The organism is Vibrio gelatinilyticus, from assembly GCF_022836845.1.
GTDB lineage: Bacteria > Pseudomonadota > Gammaproteobacteria > Enterobacterales > Vibrionaceae > Vibrio > Vibrio gelatinilyticus.
The window spans coordinates 1-20,834 of record NZ_JAJNNZ010000021.1 but is presented as its reverse complement, the minus strand read 5'-3'; the positions used below and the strand labels follow the sequence as shown (position 1 = coordinate 20,834).

The following is a 20,834-nucleotide window of genomic DNA, read 5'->3' as shown; positions in this document are numbered from 1 at the left end:
AACAAGAGGGATGCATAGCATCTCTTTTTCTCTATGGATCAGAAAGGAGCTTCTGATTCGTTACACACTAATACTGCAGATATTCTGAGACGTCAGAGGAAGAGTTTGTGATCAAGTTTGAACAAGTGAGTAAAGCCTATCGTGGTGGGCGACAAGCACTACAGAAAGTTGACTTCCACTTGCGAAAGGGTGAAATGGCTTTTTTAGGAGGCCATTCAGGTGCGGGTAAAAGTACATTATTGAAGCTAATTTGCGCACTTGAACGCCCAACAGATGGACGCATCCTATTTAATAAACATGACATTACCCGAATCCCAATTAAAGATATCCCTTTCCTTAGACGCAACATTGGAATTGTATTTCAAGATCATCGTTTGCTCATGGATAGAAGTGTTTTTGATAACGTGGCGTTGCCGATGAGAATTGAATCGATCAATGAGCATGAGATCAAACGTAGGGTTTCAGCTGCTCTGGACAAGACCGGTTTACTAGATAAAGCGCGTTGTTTACCTAGTCAGCTCTCAGGCGGTGAACAGCAGCGTGTTGGGATCGCACGAGCGGTCGTTAATCGCCCTACAGTGCTACTTGCCGATGAACCTACAGGTAACTTAGATCCTGAGTTATCAAATAAGGTTTTGCACTTGCTTGAAGAGTTTAACCGTGCTGGTGTTTCAATCTTGCTGGCAACTCACGACACCCAGCTTGTGGAATCTCGACCTCAGTATCGTTATTTGGAGCTTAATCAGGGCTTTCTAAGTGAGGCTGGTGGTCATGTTTAAGAAAAACAAATTGAAAACCAAAAGTGGTGCAAGACATCACTTAAAGTCCGATGGCTTTTTTGTTATCCACTGGAAGCAGGCCAAAAATGCGCTATCGCAGTTATGGCAAAGACCGCTAGGTAACATGTTGACACTCGCAGTGATTTCAATGGCATTGACCATGCCATCCTGCTTGTACTTGCTGGGTAAAAATGTGGCAGCGGTAGCCGATAAGAGTGTCAATCACTCGAATATTTCGGCCTATTTGCAGGTGGGGTCTCCTGATGCAAGAGCACTTATTTTAAAAGATCAGGTCGAAACCTGGCCCGAAGTGTCTTCGGTCAAGTACATCACGCCGCAGCAAGGCCTTGCCGATCTCAGTGAGCATTCAGGTTTAGATCAAGCGCTCAGTGTATTGGAAGGTTATGCCCTACCGGCGGTATTGATTATCGAACCAAAGCAGTTATCGCAAAGCAGTCATCAGAGCTTAATAGATAAACTGGGTCAGCAAAAGAGCGTGATTGATATCCGAACCGATGAAGATTGGCTGTCACGCTTTGGTGCGATTCAAAATCTAGCGACGACGTTAGTGATCACTCTCTCGGTTCTCATGCTGGTTTCGGTGTTTCTCATAGTGGGCAATACTTTGCGTTTCAACGTGTTAGCTAATAAAGAAGAAATACAGACGATGAAGTTAATTGGCGCGACAGATCCTTATATTCTTCGTCCTTACTTATATTCTGGCATGTGGTATGGACTTATTGGCGCATCAGTTGCGTGGCTGTTGACCGCCTTGATTACCATTTTGCTAAACAGTGCGGTAAGTACCCTTGCTGATCTGTACGACAGTGAGTTTAGGTTAATTGGCTTAAGCTGGGATGAGACCTTGCTAATTCTGATGCTCGGGATATTCTTAGGTATTGGGGCGGCGCGAGTGTCTGTTAAGCGTCATCTCAAACAGATTGAACCGACCTAAACTTCGCTTGTCATATTGAGAGGCGATCAAACTTTAAGCGGCATATGACTTGCCCAGCACTAGGATTTGTGCATAATATCTACCCCCTTCTATGATCTTATTGGCTATAGTCAACAGTATTAATAAGGTCTTAGTGGGTTGATATCCAGATCAGATTTGATGAGGAAGTGAATGACTAAACAAGCTTATCCAATGGCTTTAGTGACACAAGATAGCTTAGACAGCTATATTCGTTCAGCAAACAGCTACCCGATGCTAACGCCAGACGAAGAACGTGAACTTGCCGAGCGATTGCATTACAAAGGTGAGATTGAGGCTGCAAAAGGCCTGATTTTGTCACATCTTCGTTTTGTTGTTCATGTTGCTCGTGGATACTCTGGTTACGGCCTACCAATGGCTGACCTTGTTCAAGAAGGCAATATTGGCCTAATGAAGGCGGTCAAACGTTTCAACCCAGAAGTGGGGGTTCGTCTGGTTTCATTTGCGGTACACTGGATTAAAGCCGAAATTCATGAATACGTGCTGAGAAACTGGCGTATTGTGAAAATCGCAACCACCAAGGCTCAACGAAAACTGTTTTTCAACCTACGCAAATCGAAAAAGCGTTTAGGGTGGTTTAACAACGGAGAAGTTGAAACTGTTGCTCGTGAATTGGGTGTTGAACCGTCAGAGGTTCGCGAAATGGAATCTCGCTTAGCGGCGCAGGACGCTACGTTCGAAATGCCTTCTGATGACGATGACTCTGCGGCATCATACTCCGCGCCTGTGTTGTATTTAGAAGACAAAGCTTCTGATGTTGCAGAACACGTTGAAGCCCAGAACTGGGAAGATCATACCAATACTCGTTTAGGCCATGCACTGGCAAGCTTAGATGAGCGCAGTCAGCATATTGTTCGCTCTCGCTGGTTAAACGATGAGAAGTCCACGCTGCAAGAACTTGCTGAAATGTACAGTGTTTCAGCAGAACGTATTCGACAGTTAGAAAAGAATGCGATGAAGAAGCTGAAACTGGCGGTTGGTGAGTTCTAACAGCACCAAAAAAGAAAGAATATTGAAAAAGCCGAGATCATTAGATCTCGGCTTTTTTATTGCGATCGATTTTGTGATCATTTTGTGCAGAAAATTCTGTGGATAACTCTGTGGTAAATTTCTTTGTGAGCTGTAGGAAAGCGTCAACTGTCGGGCGCTAGATCGTGATGAGGCATTGGGGATAGTATTTAATTTACACACAGAAAAATCACGATCATTACTACATATTGTGGATCAAAAGATCAAAAGCTACTTTATTCACGCAATCCACAGAGTTATGCACAATTGATTGATAGTTGTACGCATCCAGATAACCCCAATTTACGTATGTACTTATTCAGCACTGAATAGTGTTAGAATAAGGCATGGAAAAATCGGTTCAAAATGGCCATTGTAAAGCCCTAGATTGGATGACTCAACAGGGTGGTCTTTAGCAGAGAATGAGAGTGACATGGAATCAATGAAACAAATCGATGTTGTAGCAGCATATCAAAAGTTGCAAGAAAATCCTTTGGCGAGATTGGTGGATATTCGTGATGCTCAATCGTTTCAAGTCGCGCATGCGCCAAGTGCCTTCCATCTAACTAACGACTCGTTGGTTAGCTTCATGGAAGAAGTCGATTTTGAGCTTCCTATTTTTGTTATGTGTTATCACGGGATAAGCAGTCAGGGGGCGGCGCAATACCTTCTTAATCAGGGCTTTGAGGAAGTCTACAGCATCGATGGTGGATTCGAGGCTTGGCACAGGGCACAGCTGCCCGTTAATAGGGTGGTATAAATGCTTCGATTGATCACATTAGATAACCCTCGTATGGGGCAGGCGTTCATTGACTATCTTGCAACGCGCAAAATTGAGGCACAAATGATGCCTGAAAATGGTGATCAGTTTGTCATTTGGCTTTTAAATGATGAGGATAGCACTGAGGCCGAAGCTGAGCTTAAACAGTTTTTGGCCCAGCCACAGCATCCTAAATATCAAGCATCCTCATGGGATATGGCGGAAACCAGGAAAAATCCTTTTCGCTACAATACGCCCAGTCTGTTGAATCTATTAAAAGCTAAAGCGGGACCACTAACCCTATCAGTGATGCTGGTTAGTTGCGTGATTTTTGCATTTCAGACTTTGGGATTAGGGCAAGTTATATTCGATAGTCTGCATTTCCCCGCTCTTGAGGGTCAGCAGTGGCAGGTTTGGCGCTGGTTCACGCACGCTTTTCTGCACTTTTCAGTACTGCATATCGTGTTTAACTTACTCTGGTGGTGGCAACTGGGCGGTGACATTGAGCAAAAACTAGGCGTTCGTAAGTTGTTGGAAATCTTTCTTATTTCAGCAGCGGTATCAGGGACAGGGCAATACTGGCTTGCTGGCGCCAACTTTGGTGGTTTATCAGGAGTGGTTTATGCGCTAGTTGGCTACTTGTGGATAGTGACCTGGCTGCGCCCCGAGGCTGGCCTGGACATGCCAAAGCCGATCGTCGGTTTTATGCTTGTTTGGTTAGTGCTAGGGTTTGTTCAACCTTTCATGGCCATTGCCAATATGGCACATTTAGCCGGTTTGCTATCCGGTATGGTGCTCGGCTTTGTGGATAGTCGGCGCCGTTTGAAAGTGCGTTAATACTGATACAGGTATTTGGTAAAGAGAAGATCAGCAATGACGGATTTACCAGTCTCAACCAGTAATAAGTTATTTAAGTTCTCCACCAGTGTTTTACGAATTTGTTCTCTACCTGCCAGAGATTTGATGACATCTTCACTTTGTCTACCGAGCAGCTCTACTACAGCGTCGCGAATCAGTGGTTGGTGGTGTTCAATGATAAACAGGTCGTTGCTATCGCCTACCATGATATCTATTCTGACCTGCACGTAACCGAGTTTTTTGCCTTCGGTATGAAAATTGGTGGTCAATTCGGGTTCTAATGTGAAATATGATAATGTCGGCGCGGTACCTTCTTGAGTTGCAAAGCTAGAAGCAGAGAAGATCAAGCTCAAAGCTAGCAAAAACTGAGTTGAATAACGTTTACGCATATTTGTCTCTTTGATTTACCATTTAGCCGATATTTCAGTGGGTATTGTTTGCTACAATAGCGCACACTAAAAGAGCTATTGAGCTTTTCCAAAATTTTATAAACGGTACATTAAAACCGTCATCAGAATAATTATTGTACGCGTTAACTGCGTATTATTGAACAGTAAAATGAATCATTCACTATCGCACTATTTACACGCCTTAAGCACGGCGAATTGGCAGACTCTTGAACAGTTTGTGTTCCCTAGTCCAACGGCCAAAGAGTGGCTTACAGAGCAAGGCTCTCTATCTAGGCGGATTAAACAATCGTGTACATCGCTATCGGTAGAGCTTGTCAGCAACCATGAACATCACATGAGCCAAATGACAGGTGAAGAAATTGGCATGCTGTCGCAAGAAGACAGCTGGCTGCGTGAAGTGGTATTGCTTGGTGACAATACACCATGGGTGTTAGGACGTACGCTAATGCCAGTCTCCACTATGAAAGTCGGTCAATTTGATTTATCACAACAAGGAACCATTCCTTTAGGAATCACAGTATTTTCGTCGGCCAATGCCAAACGAGACTCACTGATGGTCGCAAGCGTGGATATCAATGGTAGCACGTTATTGGCAAGGCGCTCGAGACTGTGGATGTCCGAGTCACCTTGTTTAGTCGCAGAGCTTTTTTTACCAGAGTCCCCAGTTTATGCAATGGAGAAGGATGCATGACACTAGTTAAGGCGAAAGCGTATTGGCAATTGATGAGAATGGATCGTCCCATCGGTAGCTTGTTGTTACTTTGGCCAACGTTATGGGCGCTGATATTCGCAGCCCAGGGGATCCCTGACATCAAAGTATTGGTGGTATTCTGCTTGGGCGTATTGATGATGCGCTCTGCCGGGTGTGTGATAAATGACTTTGCCGATCGTCATGTCGATGGCCATGTTGAACGGACGAAATTACGACCGCTGCCGTCAGGAAGGGTATCGGAAAAAGAAGCTATAACCCTGTTTCTCGCCCTCGCGATTCTGTCATTCTTGCTCGTCCTGACAATGAATCCATTGACAATACAGTTGTCATTCGTGGGTATGGTGCTTGCGTTTATCTACCCGTTTATGAAGCGCTTTACCCACTTACCGCAGCTGTTTTTAGGGTTAGCATTTAGCTGGGCGATCCCAATGGCTTGGGCTGCTCAAGCGAATGAACTGCCAGCGATTGTTTGGTTTATTTTCGTCATTAATGCCTTTTGGACCATTGCTTATGATACTCAATACGCCATGGTCGATCGTGACGATGACCTGACTATCGGCATTAAATCTACGGCTATACTGTTTGGTCGCCGTGATAAGCTAGTGATTGGTGTGCTGCAAATATTGACTTTAGCAATGTTGATGACCCTCGGCGAATGGTACGCGCTTGGCGCGAGCTATTTTTGGAGTCTTTTGATTGTGGGTGCTCTTTTTGTGTATCAACAATGGTTGATCAGACATCGCACCCGACCAGAGTGCTTTCAAGCTTTCTTAAACAACAACTATGTTGGTATGGCAGTGACGATTGGGCTGCTTGTGGGTTTTTGGTAGCCTCAGCTTGGCAAGGAAAAATAAAAATAGCCGCTCATATGAGCGGCTTTTTCATGCGATGAGTATACTGTTGGCTAGTCGGCTTGGCAGACGCTTTCTTGAATGGTTAAGCGTACTTCAGGGTATAAGAAGGCATACAGCAGAGTGGCGAGATCTTGTGAACTTGCAAGATCGCAATTCCCTTCTCTGTCTAAATACTTCTGTTCTTTTAGTGTGCTGAACATTGCAGAGAACACTCCCTTATCAAAAAATTCGGGCGCATTGATACCGTGTAGTCGACCAAGGCGTTGAGCAATATCCTGACTGCGCTGTTCCAGATCGCTTTTTCCTAAGTCTGGATTGCAAACCAAAAGATTGAGTGTGATTGCGTATCGCTGCAGCGTTTCGGAAATGGTTCGCCCAAGTAGCATTAGTGACTGTGTATTGGATTGATTCATTGTCACTCTGCCTTCGTCGATGATGATCAAGTCTTGACGAGTTAGTTCCTTGAGAATGGCATCAGTAGTGCTATCCAACTCCAACATATCTAGATTTAGGAACAGTTCCTTTTTAAGGAAGGGATACAGTTTTGCAACATTGAACTTAATTTCTTCAACGGATAGAGAATGCTGACGAATCAACATTTGTGCGATTAACGACGGCAGTGCGAAAAGATGAATAATGTTGTTTCGATAGTAGGTCATCAAAATCGATTGATTTCGATCGAGCGAAATAATATCGCCGAGACTATCAGATTCAATAACGAACTTGTCGAGGGATTCCGCGTGGTTAACAAGCTTATCTGCGCTGCCTTGCGGTAACGTCGCCGTGTCAGAGTAGGGGACGTTCTTTAGCAACGAAAGATAGCAGTCGATCTGTTTGATAAGATTGTCACGCGAAAGCGCTCTTTGTTTGGAGGCGAGTAGCGCCGTCGCACACAATGTGAGTGCGTTGCACGCGGCCGCATCGTTAATGTGCGTCATCATTTTAGTTGCTAATGAGTTGACGATCGGATTTAACCACTGTGGGCGACTTGCCCCCATTGGGTCAATATCTTGAGTCCAGTTAGGAGCCTGCTCGTTCAAGTAGTGGTTTAAAGGAATTGGCTCACCAAAGTTGACGTAGCCCTTGCCGAAATTACGTAGCTTCCTGAGAGTTTTTAACACTAACCCGGCATTTTCTTTTTCTTTGTGTTTGCCTCTAAGCTCTTTTGCATAAGTCGCCACTTCCATCACATGTTCGTAGCCAATATAGATAGGGACTAGAGTGACAGGGCGCTTTTGCCCACGTAGCATGGCCTGAATGGTCATCGCTAGCATTCCTGTTTTTGCCTGAAGCAACCGTCCAGTACGGGAGCGCCCACCTTCGCTGAAATATTCGACCGAATACCCTTTGGAAAACAGCTCTGATAGATATTCACGGAAGATGGTTGAATACAGTTTGTTGCCTTTAAAGCTGCGTCGGATAAAAAATGCACCACCGCGTCTAAAAATGGGGCCAGCTGGGAAGAAGTTAAGGTTGATACCTGCGGCAATATGAGGAGGGACCATTCCTTCGTTATACAACACATAAGAGAGGAGAAGGTAGTCCATGTGGCTTCGATGACATGGAACATACACGATTTCATGGCCGTCTTGAGCCAATCGACGTACGGTCGCAGCGTTATTAACGTTAATACCTTGATAGAGCTTGTTCCAAAGCCAAGAGAGGATGGTTTTACCGCTTTTGACCAGGTTGTAAGAAAAATCGGCGGCAATCTCATCCATGATGGTATGCGCTTCTTTTCTGGCTTTCTCAATGGAAACACTATTGCTTTCCGCGTGCTCTTGGATGGCTTGTTCAATCACAGGAGATCGTAGTAAACGTTTAAACAGCAGCTGCCGATTGGGTAAATCGGGCCCTGATGCTGCGAGTTTCTGGCGAGAGAAATGAATTCGGGCGACACGAGCCAGTTTTTGTGCGATCGATTTGTCAGTACCGTGTACATCCGCCATATAACGTAGAGACACGACTGAGCTGAAGCGAACCATGCAGTCACGACCAGAGGTTAGAATGGCTTTGGTTTTTTGTGGACCATTCATTGCCTGAAGGTAAGGCTTGGCAACTTCTTCTTTTCCTGGCTTTCTTCCCCAGAGCACGGTGGTTGGAATGACTTGTATATCAAGCGCTTTGTCGGTTTCGTGTTCTTTTAGTAGATCGGAAAAAAGCTCAATAGAGTCGTTCGGTACATGGTTGTCACTATGCACCAGTGTCGGTCTAGAAGCGATGAAGACGAAACGATGCCTTTCTTTTCCATTTAACACAATAGGTTCGAGTGGATCGGGCAGCCCTAATTCAATGGCTTTCTTTTGCAGTGTTAGCAGATCAACATTAGAATTGAACGGTAAGGCATACACTACCGGCTTACTGATATCGATACCAAGATCGTCAATTGGGTTTGACGGAATTGCCGTTCCTTTCACTAATGCTGACAATGGCAGTTTCAATAGTGAACGATAAAGAGATTGTCCTGAAGACATAGGGATTCACAGCCTCAATTATGTTCAAAAGTTATCGCACCCAAGCTGAGTTAAGCCATCCAATAAGGTGACCTTCAATAGTTTAGCTCAAGCATCAAAAATAAAGCGCGCCAAGAATACCAGAAACTGGTCCTACCTTTCATGGAAATAAGTCAAGCAAAGCAAATAAAGTAGAAATGACTCACTTTGACGGGGTTGTAAGCTAATTTACTAAAAAACAACCAATTGTATTTGCAAATACAGCTCTACTGGATATACTCACAGTGAACTGTATAAACAGACAGGTGATGTATGAAGCCGTTGACTGCAAGACAGCAACAAGTGTTCGACTTGATTAAGAATAAAATTGACGACGTAGGCATGCCACCTACACGAGCAGAAATTGCGAAAGAACTCGGATTTCGCTCAGCAAACGCGGCCGAGGAACACCTAAAAGCATTAGCGCGTAAAAAGGCGATTGAAATCATCCCTGGAGCATCGCGTGGCATTCGCATTCTTCTAGAGGATTCTGCAAACGACAATGAAGGTTTACCCCTTATCGGTCAAGTTGCTGCTGGAGAACCGATTCTTGCTCAAGAGCATGTTGAAGCGCATTATCAGGTAGATCCTTCGATGTTTCGACCACAAGCTGACTTTCTCTTGCGCGTCAATGGCGAGAGTATGAAAGACATTGGCATTATGGATGGTGATCTTCTGGCTGTGCACAAAACACAAGACGTACGTGATGGCCAGGTGGTTGTCGCTCGTGTTGATGATGATGTGACGGTTAAGCGCTTAGAGCGCAAAGGTGCGACAGTTTTACTGCATGCTGAAAATGAAGAGTTTAGTCCTATCTCTGTGGATTTAACCTCACAGCACTTGGCCATTGAAGGCATTGCCGTTGGTATTATTCGCAATACTGACTGGATGTAGCGATACACACTTGGCTTGAGTCGCATTAACGCGATTTAGGCAATATTGTCAGATTGCAAATCTAATTGATATTCATTATCATCTGGGTCTTCGGAATATTGTAAGAGGCTGATGATAATGAAAGTTCAATCAACATCTGAAAACAAACCGTTTAGGGTGCCTAGTCATCTGCTTCGTCCTTTATGGCTGCGCAGTCGAGAAAGCTTGCTCGACAATGCCTCTATTTATGATCCAATTGCAGCACATGCCTGTAATCGTTGTGAACTCGCTACCGAGTGTCTTAGAGGTAACGTTGACCAGAATCAGCTACTCCATGTCTCGCTGGCACAGATTTGTGACATCCAAGTTAGTCACTTCTTAGAGCTCAATCCTAATGGCCTGATTATTAATGTGGGTGCCGAATTAGATACGCGTTTTTATCGTCTTGATAACGGCCGCTGCCAATGGATTGAACTGGACGTGAGTGAAAACTTGCTGTGGCGACAAAAGTTGTTCCATCGCAGTGAACGATACCAGCTTGCTTGTGGCTCTATTGACGATATGTCTTGGTTATCCCAGCTGAGTATTTCTTGTGACGGCCCAGTGTTGATCCTGTGCGAACAAGCCTTGTTGATGCGTGGTGAGAATCACATTGCTCATTTTGTCCAGTCTTTAGGTTGTTACTTCAGCCATGCCGAATTGTGCATGGTGGTCGCAGGGGACAAAGCTGGAAGCCAAATCGGCAAAGCAATGGGGTGTGAGCAGTATCAGCATGGTATTCACAATATCGCCCAAAAAGCGGTGAGGTGGTTACCATGGATATATTCGACGCGACTTTTCTCACCACTGGATCAAAATTGTCGCCGCTGGGCTCGTTGGCAGCGCATCATAGCTAAGATACCGTCTTTGAAGCATCGGCTTACCCCTGTCGTATTGCGAATGAAATGGTAGTCATGCACAGGCGCTAATTGTTCGCGCAATGGGAAAAGAGTACCATGACCTTCCTTAGTTCTTGCTGCCTAGGTCTTTTTAGGTTGGTTAGAAAACCATGAGAGGTATTCATGCCCCAATCTCTTCGTCGGACCCTATCCAATATTGAGGTTCATAAGCAAGTATTGTTGCTTGCCATCCCAATGGTGTTATCCAACATCACCGTTCCACTGCTGGGCTTAGTGGATGCCGCAGTGATCGGCCATCTTGAACATGCTTGGTACCTTGGCGGTGTTGCACTAGGCAGTACCATGATCAGCGTGACATTCTGGCTATTGGGTTTTCTCAGAATGTCGACCACCGGTTTGTCCGCTCAGTCTTTTGGTGCGAAGCAAAAGCGTCAGCTTGCTCTTGTCTTTACTCAGGGTATCGTCATGGCGATGCTATTTGCCTTATTGTTTTTGTTCATCCACTCATGGGTTGCAGATGTAATATTCTCGCTCAGTAGTGCCGGAGAACAGGTCAAGTTCTACGGTAACCAGTACTTTTCGATTCGAGTTTGGAGTGCTCCGGCCGCTTTGGCGAACTTTGTCTTGTTGGGCTGGCTTTTAGGAACTCAAAACGCCAAAGCTCCTATGTGGATGGTAATCATTACCAACGCAACGAATATTGTCTTAGACATTCTGTTTGTCATGGTGTTGGACTGGAAAGTTGAAGGAGCAGCATTGGCATCGGTGATCGCTGATTATATGGGTTTCGCTTTTGGTTTGCTGTGCGCCTCTCGGGTTTGGAAGCGACAACAACTACCAAGTGTTACCTCGATTATTGGCGATGTTTTCAATGATATTGGCCGCTTCATAAAGCTCAATCGTGATATTTTTCTGCGCTCACTTTGCTTGCAAGCGACCTTCAGTTTTATGACTTTCCAAGGAGCTGCATTTGGGGATGATATCATCGCGGCGAATGCAGTATTAATGAGTTTTCTTATGATGATTTCGTATGGCATGGATGGTTTCGCCTATGCTATCGAAGCCATGGTAGGGAAGGCCATAGGAGAAAAGAGCCCTAAAGCGTTGTCGCAATCTCTGATAGGAACCTTCTTTTGGAGTTTGATTATTTGCACTTTGTTAACCGTATTGTTTGCGGCTGGTGGTGAACAGCTGGTAGCGTTGATCACTTCTATTGAGAGCGTTCAGCAACAAGCCTCCCTCTATTTACCTTGGTTGATTGCCATGCCGCTGGTGTCAATGTGGTGCTTTCTTTTTGATGGGATTTTTGTCGGTGCAACTAAGGGTAGGGAGATGCGTAACAGTATGTTCTTTTCAACGATTAGCTTTTTTGTGGTGTTCTATTCATTTTCAGACTTTGCCAATCATGCACTTTGGTTAGCCATGTTGTGCTTTATGTTGCTACGCGGTGTCACTCTCGCCGTTGTCCTTTTTAAGCAGTGGAAAACAAACTCGTTTCTATTGGCGTAGACTTCAAACGAAAGGAGTTTCACTGGGCGAACCCTAGAAACTCCTGAACACTTAATCCGAATGGCTTTAGAATGACTATTTTTAAAACAAACGATTTAATCCATTGAGAGCGGCCACACGGTAGGCTTCAGCCATCGTTGGATAGTTAAAAGTCGTATTCACAAAATACTCTATCGTATTCGCTTCTCCCTTTTGCTCCATAATCGCTTGGCCGATATGAATGATTTCAGCTGCACGTTCGCCAAAACAGTGAATACCAAGAATTTCCTTTGTTTCTCGGTGGAAAAGAATTTTCAAACTACCAACATCTTTGCCAGCAATCTGAGCTCGGGCCAAATGCTTAAAAGAAGAGCGTCCGACTTCGTAAGGCACTTTTGCCTCAGTGAGCTCCTGTTCTGTTTTTCCTACTGAGCTAATTTCAGGGATCGTATAAATACCTGTTGGAATGTCTTCTATCAGGTTGCCTTCGGCTTCACCCTTAGTGATGGCTTGTGCCACAAATCGCCCCTGGTCATACGCTGCGCTAGCAAGGCTTGGGTAACCAATGACATCGCCAACAGCATAAACGTGATCAACCTTAGTTTGATAGTTACTGTCTACTTTTAGCTGGCCACGAGAATCAGCCTCGAGCCCAACGGACCCTAAGTTAAGTGCATCGGTATTACCTGTTCGGCCATTGGCGAAAAGCAAACAGTCAGCGCGCATTTTCTTCCCGGATTTTAGATGAATGATAACGCCGTCTTCCGTTCCTTCAATTTTAGAATAGGTTTCGTCGTTGCGGATCATCATGCCGCTATTCCAGAAGTGATAAGACAATGAATCGGACATTTCGTTATCAAGAAAGGCAAGCAGCCGTTCGCGAGTGTTAATTAGATCGGTTTTAACATCGAGGCCGCGAAAAATCGAGGCATATTCACAACCTATCACTCCCGCACCATAGATGATGATGTGTCTAGGGTCGTGTTCAAGAGAAAGGATGGAGTCGCTGTCATAGATGCGGGGATGTGAGAAGTCGACATCGTCTGGTCGATAAGGCCTCGAGCCCGTGGCGATAACAAATTTCTTTGCAGTGTAATGGTCAACGGTGCCATCGGCTTTAGTCACTTCGAGAGCATTTTGGCCGACAAAGCGCGCGGTACCAAACAACAAAGCACACTCGTTTCTGTCGTAGAAGCCTTGGCGTAATCGGGTCTGTTTGTCGATCACGGTTTTGGCGTGCCCTAGGATATTTGAAAAGGTTGAGTGAAGGCTGGTGTTGTTACCACAGAAAAGCGGGTTACTGTTGAATTCAATAATACGACTCACTGCGTGTCGTAGAGCTTTTGAAGGAATAGTTCCCCAGTGGGTACAGCCTCCACCAACACTTGACTCTTTTTCAATGATGGCAACTTTCAATCCAGCTTTTGTCAAGCCCATAGCAGCACCTTCACCACCAGGACCACTGCCGATAACGATGACATCAAAGTGTTTGGAGCGACTCATATCCTATCCTTTTATTTTGTTGAAGCCGAAGGCCCTAATAAAGAGATGAGGTTCGGCGTTAACATAGTGTTAGCGCAATTTTAACTGAATATTTATCAGGGTAAACCAATCTGGCACGATAGGGTGTGAAAGATCACGCAACCATGGGCAATTAGTTAGAGGCTGTTGCAGCGAAAGACGTAATTGCTTACAACTTAGAAAAGCTTCGTTGCGGAATTTTTTAGATTTGAGAAAAAGCAGGCTTATACAATGCTAATAATCGCGCTATATTACAGGCTCTCTTTCGATTGCCATGAGATATGGTCAATAACAACGAACTTAGGTCAAACATGAAATCAATGGGAATCCGTGCACAACAAAAAGAAAAAACCCGTCGCTCATTGATAGATGCCGCGTTCAGTCAACTGAGTGCAGAGCGAAGTTTTTCTAATTTAAGTTTGCGTGAGGTGGCAAGAGAGGCAGGGCTGGCCCCCACTTCTTTTTATCGGCACTTTAAAGACATGGATGAGTTAGGCCTGACGATGGTCGACGAAGGAGGCTTGTTGCTGAGGCAATTGATGCGCCAGGCGCGCCAACGTATCGCCAAAGAGGGCAGCGTGATTCGTACATCGGTAGACACCTTTATGGAGTTTATTGAGAGTAGTCCCAACGTTTTTCGTTTGTTACTTCGTGAACGTTCAGGGACTTCAGCTGACTTTCGTGCTGCTGTTGCACGTGAGATACAACATTTTTCAGCGGAATTAACCGAGTATTTAATCAGCACCAATATGAGTCGAGATGAGGCATTGGCTCAAGCTGAAGCCTCTGTGACTTTGGTTTTTAGCTCTGGCTCAGAAGCGTTAGATTTGAATAAACAAGAGCGTAATGAGCTTTCTGAAAGGCTTATTATTCAACTGCGAATTGTGGCAAAAGGTGCGTACTGGTACCGAAAAGAACGTGAACGTAATCGCTTAAAAGAAGGGTGAGATGATGTCTAATGTAAATAACGCCGAATTACAAAACAACGGAAAGAAAACTCTGGTACTCGCTTTAGTTGCAGGGATGTGCGGTAACGCATTGCTGTCTTGGATGACTATTAGTGAAGTGGCATTTTCCGTATTTCCATGGATAGCATTGGTGTTGTCCGTACAAGCGCTATATCAAGAATATCTGCGCAATCCGATCCCAGAGGATTTCCCATTGGTGGGATTAGCGGCCTTTTTTGTTGGTGGTTTTGGTCATTCTGCTTTCGTTAAAGCTCAGTACCCAGATTCCGGGTCTAATTTTATTGCCATTGTGATCGTACTGGCATTGCTATTTTGGATAGGTAAAAAGATGGGCTATGTTCTGAAAGAAGCGAACTAGCAGTAAACTTTGAACAAACAAAAAACGAGCCGATTGGCTCGTTTTTTTGTTTTTTTGACGGTTTTCAATATCCAATGTTACTTACGCTCAAGTAAAACACCCGCTTCCATATGGTGCGTAAATGGGAATTGGTCAAATAAAGCAAAGCGCGTAATGGTGTGAGTACTGGCCAAAATGTCGAGGTTGTCTTTTAACGTATCTGGATTGCACGAGATGTAGAGGATACGTTCATAGCCTTGTACCATCTTACATGTATCAACATCCATACCCGCACGAGGTGGATCAACAAAAATCGTATTGCAGTTGTAGCTGCCAAGATCGATGTTTTGTTGTTTCAAGCGGCGAAATTCACGCTTACCTTCCATCGCTTCGGTAAATTCTTCAGCCGACATACGAATGATTTGGACGTTATCGATGTTATTGGCCGCAATATTGAATTGAGCAGACTCTACGGATGGTTTTGCCAACTCAGTGGCCAGTACTCGCTCAAAGTTTTGTGCCAGCGCCAGCGAGAAATTACCGTTTCCACAGTACAACTCCAATAAATCGCCGCTGCTATCTTGAGTGCAGTCTACCGCCCACTCCAGCATTTTCTGAGCAACAGGCCCATTAGGCTGAGTAAAGCTGTTTTCGACTTGTTGATAGATATAGGGTTTGCCTTCTACAGTAAGGGTCTCGATAACGTAATCTTGATCCAATACCAACTTCATCTTGCGTGCACGACCAATGATGTTGAGTTTAAAACCTTCATCATTGAGACGCTGCTTGAGTGCGTTCGCTTGTGCTTTCCATTCGTCATCTAGCTGGCGGTGGTAAAGTAAAGAAACCAAAACCTCACCACTTAATGTCGATAAGAAATCGACCTGAAACAGTTTGCGACGTAAGGTCTCGTTGTCTTTCATTGCTTCAATAAGAAGCGGCATTAAATCGTTGATTAGGCGACTTGCAGCAGGAAACTGATCCACGCGATACTTCTGGCGAGTTTCTTTGTCAAACATGATGTAATACATGTCGTTGCCTTCGTGCCATACTCGAAATTCTGCACGCATCCGGTAGTGCTTTTCAGGAGAAGTGAAGATTTCCAATTTTGGAGCATGGTATGGCACCATCATATCGGCTAAACGTTGTGCCTTTTCATCAAGCTGAATTTGATAGCCTTCGGGTGTGAAGTCGAGATTTGCCATTGTAATGCCTACTGTTATGGATTAAGTGCAACAAAAGAGGGCAGATTTTATTCAATATCCGCCACATGTCCAGTTTTTCCCAAAAATGCCTATTCATAGGGCTGTATATTCATAGCTTAGTCCAATCTGTTATGGACAAACTATCATGTTGTTAATACCATGCCGCCTAGCTGGTGTGAGAATGACAAAGGAATCTCACTGAAAAGGGAATCTGGTGTAAATCCAGAACTGACGCGCAGCGGTAAAAGAGAACGAACATTCATAAGACACTGTATCGCATACGGGAAGTCGAGTTAGTAGGTTTAGGAATACGATGTTCCTTACGCTCTTAAGTCCGAATACCTGCCAGCAGCCAAGTTGACGATATATGGATAACGGTAACTTGGTAGGACTTACGCGATTTAGGACAATAAAAATGAACAAATCTATTTTAGCGATAGCAGTGGCTGCATCGCTCTCTTCTTATACCCCTTACACTTTAGCTAATGAGCCAAATAAGTTTACTGACGAAGTTATGGTTGTGACGGCGAATAATTTTGAACAGCAGCTTAAAGATGTTTTAGCGCCAATTGAAGTGGTCGATAAAACACAAATTGACGCTATTCAAGCCAAATCACTGTCAGAGGTTCTTCAACGGTTACCCGGGGTGCAAGTTGCGAATGCTGGAGGTGTCGGGCATAACAGTGAGCTTTATATCAGAGGACGTTCAACCAAAAACACATTGGTTCTTATCAATGGAGTACGCATTGGTAGTGCTACCTTAGGATTTGCAAACCTGTCAGCCATTCCGCTTGATGGTGTCGAACGAATTGAAGTGATTCGAGGTGCGCGAGCCGCGGTTTATGGCTCGGATGCTGTTAGTGGTGTCGTTAACATCATTACCAGTAACCGAAACAATGACACGAGCCGTGTCAAACTCGGCGCTGGCAGTTATGGCAGCTATAACCTTGGAGCAACGTTATCGCTTGGTCGTAACGAAAATAGCTGGCTCAACATGACAGCGACTCATCAACAAAGCAATGGTTATAACATTCAACCCACGAGTACGAACCCTGTAGACGCCGATGATGATGGCTATGTTAGTCAATATCTGATCGTTGATATGGGAAACCGACTAACAGATGAATGGCTGTTAAAAGCTAACGGTTACTATCAGAAGCACAATTTAGAGTTCGATAACCCATGGCAAGGTGTTGATCAATCTGATAGCGACCTTTACAACCTTTCGGTGGCTGGTGAATACAGTAAGGGGCTGTTTGATTCTAAAGTCAGCTTGTCGACGAACCAGGATAAGGCCAAATCTTATGGTCAAGGCGTCCCGGAGAGTACAATATCGACTAATCGAGTGGCGGCAAACTGGAATAACAATGTCAAACTGAACGAGTCTATCAATATCCTCGCGGGTCTGGATTGGTATCAAGATAAAGTCGATAACACTTCAACTACAATGACAGAAACAACTCGCGATAACGGCGCTGCATTCATTGGCTCGACGTTTACTGGTGAACAGGTCTCATTAGAGGGCAATGTTCGAGCTGATAATAACAGTGCCTATGGTAACTACACGACCTATCAGTTGGGCGCTGGCTATCAAGTTACTGAGCGAGTCAAACTCGTCGCTATGCATGGTACAGCTTTTAAAGCACCGACCTTCAATGAACTGTACTGGCCTTTGCAGTGTGGTGGCTGGGGATGCTATTCGGGGAATCCTAACCTCGTTCCTGAAGAATCAAAAACATCTGAAGTGGCTATCGAGGGAAGCTATTCGTACGCGAGTTTTAGAGTCGCGGCTCATCAAAGTGACGTGGATAAAATGATCGCCAGTAATGGTTTGACTCAGGTAAATATTGATAAAGCAAAGATAGAAGGCGTTGAATTACTCACGCGTTTTAATACAGGGGTTCTGTTTCACGAGGTGTCTTATGACTATTTAGACGCGAGAGACAAAACAACAGGAAACTTTTTGGCGCGTCGAGCGCAACATAGTGCAAAGTGGAATGCGTCATACAGCTATGCCGAATGGCAGTTTAACTTGAGCTATCTGTATCAAGGGAAACGCTTTGATGACTTAGCCAATACAAAGGAACTTGACCCCTATTCATTGGTCGACATAGCGGGCAGCTACTTCTTTGGTAATGGACTAGTACTTGGCGCTAAAGTTGGAAATGTATTTGATGCTAAATATGAAACTGCGAAGGGCTATAAGACTCCAGAGCGCAACTATTATGTGAATGCCTCCTACGAATTTTAATTATTTCTGGCCGCCGAAAGGCGGCTTTTTTTAGGTTGAATGTATGAAGAATATCATTATCAGTTGGTCCTCTGGCAAAGACTCTATGCTAACACTAGAACGACTATTCGAGTCCAACCAATACAATGTTGTCGGTTTGTATACCACCCATGTAAAAGGCGAGGTTCCATTTCAGGTAACTCCTCTTCATGTCGTTCAAATGCAAGCGGACGCCCTAAACTTACCGCTTATTGCTATTGAACTCCCCGAGGTTTTTCCGAGTAATCCCATTTATCAAAAACATGTCATTGACGGCTTGAAGAATTCTCATTTAACCATTGATGCTGTTGCATTTGGGGATATGTTCTGCAATGGAATCGTTGAATATCGTAAGAGCTACATCGAGCCTGCTGGCTTTGAGCCGGTTTTCCCCTTGTTAGGGGAAGATAGCCAGGCTCTTGCAAACGAGATATTGAAGCGAAATATTGAGACTCGATTGGTGACTGTAGACTCAAATGTGTTATCAAGAAACCTGTGCGGTGAATTGTACTCGAAAAGTTTGATAGATATGCTGCCAGAGAATGTCGATCCCTGTGGCGAAAACGGAGAGTTTCATACTCTAGTATGCAATTCTAAATACTTTGCCAACCCAATCACACTGCGCTGTGAGTCGTTAGAGCATCACGTTAGATTTACTCATTTGAGATACTGTGTGTAAAGTACAAGCGCTCATAAGGAAGTGAATCGCTTTACCATATTTGGGTTAGTCAGTATGATTTCCCCGTTTCGTTACTCAATAATAGAACTTATTACCTATGCAAAAGCAGTCGACAAATAAAACCGTTCTGATCTTTGACTCAGGAATCGGAGGACTTTCTGTTCAACAAGAAATCCAACTGCTATTGCCGGATATCAATGTTGTGTACTTATTTGATAACGAAGCGTATCCATATGGAGAACTAGAGCCTAGCGAACTAATCAATCGAACTTCTCGGCTGGTTAGCCAAATGGTTGAGCAGCGCCACATCGATATCGTGGTTATTGCGTGCAATACGGCAAGCACCATAGTGCTTCCTACGCTCAGAGCAGAGTTAACCATTCCGGTTGTCGGTGTCGTCCCTGCAGTAAAGCCAGCATCTCAGCTATCTACTCAGGCATTGGCTATTATAGCGACACCAGCGACAGTGAAACGTGAATACACACATGACCTTATTCGTGACTTTGCGATTGATAAAGACGTAAAACTGCTGGGCTCTACGCGTCTAGTTGAAATAGCAGAAGAAAAGCTACGCGGAATTGCCGTTGATTTGTCCGAACTTGAAGATATTCTGTTACCACTGATTGGAAAAGTAGATACGGCCGTTCTGGGCTGTACTCACTTCCCCCTAATTAGGCGTGAAATTGGAAGGGTATTGGGAGATAGAGTAAAGTTGGTTGATTCAGGTGAGGCGATTGCAAGGCGAGTTAGAGAATTGCTAGGAGAGAGCCGTTTAAACAGCAATGTCTGTTACGAGGCTTTTTGTAGTGCGCCTCCTTTTAAAGAGGACGCACTAAATTCTATGATTAAAAACTATGGGTTTGCTTCGGTTAATCTATTTCCGATTCAGGATGCTTCGGATCGTTAGCAATTCGAACTTTTAACGTTCTCTGCATGTAGTCCTTTTCATTTAGCGCCGAAATTGCTGCCTCAGCTTCGTTACTCGCTATGACAACAAAACCAAAACCTCTGCGTTTACCTGTTCGCTTGTCTTTCATTAGGCGAACGGCAAAGACTTCTCCATACTCAGAAAACAGATCACGAACATGTGATTCATTGGCCTTGTATGGAAGGTTGCCTACATAAAGGGTTTTAGTTGATGGTGCTTCTTCTTTACTTACCGTTTTTCTAGGAGAAAGTGAGAAATGGTAAATAAAGAAAGTAACAACAACACCAATTATAAAAGAAACAGCAGGATTTACATCAAGTCGTGAAAAGAGCAGTCCCCCGAGAACCACAAGGGAAATCACCAGTAAAATTGTTTTTTTGGAGTCCATATTTAATTACTACTTTTATAAGAGAAAAATACGAATCTATTTTTAACAAAATAGATACATGAATATTACGTTTATGAGCATGGTTTTTCCAATTAATTGATGTGATATGTTTCAAATGTTGAATTTTTATCCGAAAAATATGCGGTTGATTGGTTTTTGAGCGAACGAAAAAAAAGTGAGAAAAAAGACTTGTCATACTTTGAGTGATCTCTATAATGCCGCCTCACCGACACGGAGTGAGAGACAAATCACACATCGTGTTGAGGGGTGAAAAATAACAATGAAAAAGTTGTTGACTCGGATACTTTGAAGAGTATAATTCGCACCCCTTGCTTAGTTCGCTAAGCAACGCTCTTTAACAATTTAAACCTATCAATCTGTGTGGGCACTCGTTGATGATAATCAAAAAAGA

At 44.2% G+C, this 20,834-nt stretch carries 20 protein-coding genes and 1 riboswitch; of the genes, 15 read left to right on the top strand and 5 right to left on the bottom strand.

Annotated elements, in window-relative coordinates:
* Positions 1-107 precede the first annotated feature (107 nt).
* The 5 genes from ftsE to glpG all read left to right on the top strand — a co-directional run bounded on the left by ftsE (position 108) and on the right by glpG (position 4,378).
* The gene (ftsE, locus tag LNL84_RS18080; RefSeq protein ID WP_244359120.1) at positions 108-779 is read left to right on the top strand and encodes a cell division ATP-binding protein FtsE; all 672 of its coding nucleotides are present in this window, start codon (positions 108-110) and stop codon (positions 777-779) included.
* Complete coding sequence (gene ftsX, locus LNL84_RS18075; protein ID WP_425244336.1) at positions 766-1,734, top strand: permease-like cell division protein FtsX; 969 nt, start codon at positions 766-768, stop codon at positions 1,732-1,734. The genes ftsE and ftsX overlap by 14 nt, the downstream gene beginning before the upstream one ends.
* 171 nt (positions 1,735-1,905) lie before the next feature.
* Positions 1,906-2,763: an RNA polymerase sigma factor RpoH gene (gene rpoH / locus LNL84_RS18070; protein ID WP_244359118.1), complete on the top strand. Its 858-nt coding sequence runs from the start codon at positions 1,906-1,908 to the stop codon at positions 2,761-2,763.
* A 451-nt stretch (positions 2,764-3,214) separates the two neighbouring features.
* Positions 3,215-3,541 carry a thiosulfate sulfurtransferase GlpE gene (glpE, locus tag LNL84_RS18065; protein WP_244359117.1) on the top strand — a complete coding sequence of 109 codons (327 nt, stop codon included), beginning with the start codon at positions 3,215-3,217 and terminating at the stop codon, positions 3,539-3,541.
* Positions 3,542-4,378 carry a rhomboid family intramembrane serine protease GlpG gene (gene glpG, locus LNL84_RS18060; protein WP_244359116.1) on the top strand — a complete coding sequence of 279 codons (837 nt, stop codon included), beginning with the start codon at positions 3,542-3,544 and terminating at the stop codon, positions 4,376-4,378.
* On the opposite strand, the gene LNL84_RS18055 is transcribed toward glpG, so the two are convergent.
* Positions 4,375-4,788 carry a flagellar basal body-associated protein FliL gene (locus LNL84_RS18055; RefSeq protein ID WP_244359115.1) on the bottom strand — a complete coding sequence of 138 codons (414 nt, stop codon included), beginning with the start codon at positions 4,786-4,788 and terminating at the stop codon, positions 4,375-4,377. The genes glpG and LNL84_RS18055 overlap by 4 nt on opposite strands.
* A gap of 157 nt (positions 4,789-4,945) precedes the next feature.
* Between LNL84_RS18055 and LNL84_RS18050 the strand changes: the two genes are divergently transcribed.
* A complete protein-coding gene (locus LNL84_RS18050) occupies positions 4,946-5,500 on the top strand; it encodes a chorismate lyase (protein WP_244359114.1) in 555 nt (184 codons plus the stop codon).
* Complete coding sequence (gene ubiA, locus LNL84_RS18045) at positions 5,497-6,351, top strand: 4-hydroxybenzoate octaprenyltransferase (protein ID WP_244359113.1); 855 nt, start codon at positions 5,497-5,499, stop codon at positions 6,349-6,351. Before LNL84_RS18050 ends, ubiA begins: the two co-directional genes overlap by 4 nt.
* A 74-nt stretch (positions 6,352-6,425) precedes the next feature.
* Here the strand turns inward: ubiA and plsB are convergent, their stop codons facing one another.
* Positions 6,426-8,849: a glycerol-3-phosphate 1-O-acyltransferase PlsB gene (gene plsB / locus LNL84_RS18040; protein ID WP_244359112.1), complete on the bottom strand. Its 2,424-nt coding sequence runs from the start codon at positions 8,847-8,849 to the stop codon at positions 6,426-6,428.
* A gap of 291 nt (positions 8,850-9,140) precedes the next feature.
* Here plsB and lexA point away from each other — a divergent pair, with 291 nt between their 5' ends.
* The 3 genes from lexA to dinF all read left to right on the top strand — a co-directional run bounded on the left by lexA (position 9,141) and on the right by dinF (position 12,148).
* The gene (gene lexA, locus LNL84_RS18035; protein WP_244359111.1) at positions 9,141-9,761 is read left to right on the top strand and encodes a transcriptional repressor LexA; all 621 of its coding nucleotides are present in this window, start codon (positions 9,141-9,143) and stop codon (positions 9,759-9,761) included.
* A gap of 117 nt (positions 9,762-9,878) precedes the next feature.
* Positions 9,879-10,691: a class I SAM-dependent methyltransferase gene (locus LNL84_RS18030; protein ID WP_244359110.1), complete on the top strand. Its 813-nt coding sequence runs from the start codon at positions 9,879-9,881 to the stop codon at positions 10,689-10,691.
* A gap of 110 nt (positions 10,692-10,801) precedes the next feature.
* Positions 10,802-12,148, top strand: a complete 1,347-nt coding sequence (dinF, locus tag LNL84_RS18025; protein ID WP_244359109.1) for an MATE family efflux transporter DinF — start codon at positions 10,802-10,804, stop codon at positions 12,146-12,148.
* Between the two features lie 81 nt (positions 12,149-12,229).
* Here the strand turns inward: dinF and sthA are convergent, their stop codons facing one another.
* Positions 12,230-13,630, bottom strand: a complete 1,401-nt coding sequence (sthA, locus tag LNL84_RS18020; RefSeq protein WP_244359108.1) for a Si-specific NAD(P)(+) transhydrogenase — start codon at positions 13,628-13,630, stop codon at positions 12,230-12,232.
* 329 nt (positions 13,631-13,959) lie between these two features.
* Here sthA and fabR point away from each other — a divergent pair, with 329 nt between their 5' ends.
* Complete coding sequence (gene fabR / locus LNL84_RS18015) at positions 13,960-14,595, top strand: HTH-type transcriptional repressor FabR (RefSeq protein WP_244359107.1); 636 nt, start codon at positions 13,960-13,962, stop codon at positions 14,593-14,595.
* Between the two features lie 4 nt (positions 14,596-14,599).
* Entirely contained in the window at positions 14,600-14,974 is a 375-nt protein-coding gene (locus LNL84_RS18010) for a YijD family membrane protein (protein ID WP_244359154.1), read from the top strand.
* A gap of 77 nt (positions 14,975-15,051) precedes the next feature.
* Here LNL84_RS18010 and trmA read toward each other — a convergent pair whose 3' ends face one another.
* Positions 15,052-16,158 carry a tRNA (uridine(54)-C5)-methyltransferase TrmA gene (gene trmA / locus LNL84_RS18005; RefSeq protein ID WP_244359105.1) on the bottom strand — a complete coding sequence of 369 codons (1,107 nt, stop codon included), beginning with the start codon at positions 16,156-16,158 and terminating at the stop codon, positions 15,052-15,054.
* Positions 16,159-16,312: 154 nt separating this feature from the next.
* Positions 16,313-16,522: riboswitch (cobalamin riboswitch) on the top strand.
* A 51-nt stretch (positions 16,523-16,573) separates the two neighbouring features.
* Between trmA and LNL84_RS18000 the strand changes: the two genes are divergently transcribed.
* The 3 genes from LNL84_RS18000 to murI all read left to right on the top strand — a co-directional run bounded on the left by LNL84_RS18000 (position 16,574) and on the right by murI (position 20,013).
* Entirely contained in the window at positions 16,574-18,409 is a 1,836-nt protein-coding gene (locus tag LNL84_RS18000) for a TonB-dependent receptor domain-containing protein (protein WP_244359103.1), read from the top strand.
* A 43-nt stretch (positions 18,410-18,452) separates the two neighbouring features.
* Positions 18,453-19,106, top strand: coding sequence for a Dph6-related ATP pyrophosphatase (locus tag LNL84_RS17995; RefSeq protein ID WP_244359101.1), 654 nt, complete (start codon positions 18,453-18,455; stop codon positions 19,104-19,106).
* Positions 19,107-19,203: 97 nt separating this feature from the next.
* Positions 19,204-20,013, top strand: coding sequence for a glutamate racemase (gene murI / locus LNL84_RS17990; RefSeq protein ID WP_244359100.1), 810 nt, complete (start codon positions 19,204-19,206; stop codon positions 20,011-20,013).
* On the opposite strand, the gene LNL84_RS17985 is transcribed toward murI, so the two are convergent.
* Positions 19,976-20,422 carry an RNA recognition motif domain-containing protein gene (locus tag LNL84_RS17985; protein WP_244359098.1) on the bottom strand — a complete coding sequence of 149 codons (447 nt, stop codon included), beginning with the start codon at positions 20,420-20,422 and terminating at the stop codon, positions 19,976-19,978. The genes murI and LNL84_RS17985 overlap by 38 nt on opposite strands.
* Between the last annotated feature and the right edge of the window lie 412 nt (positions 20,423-20,834).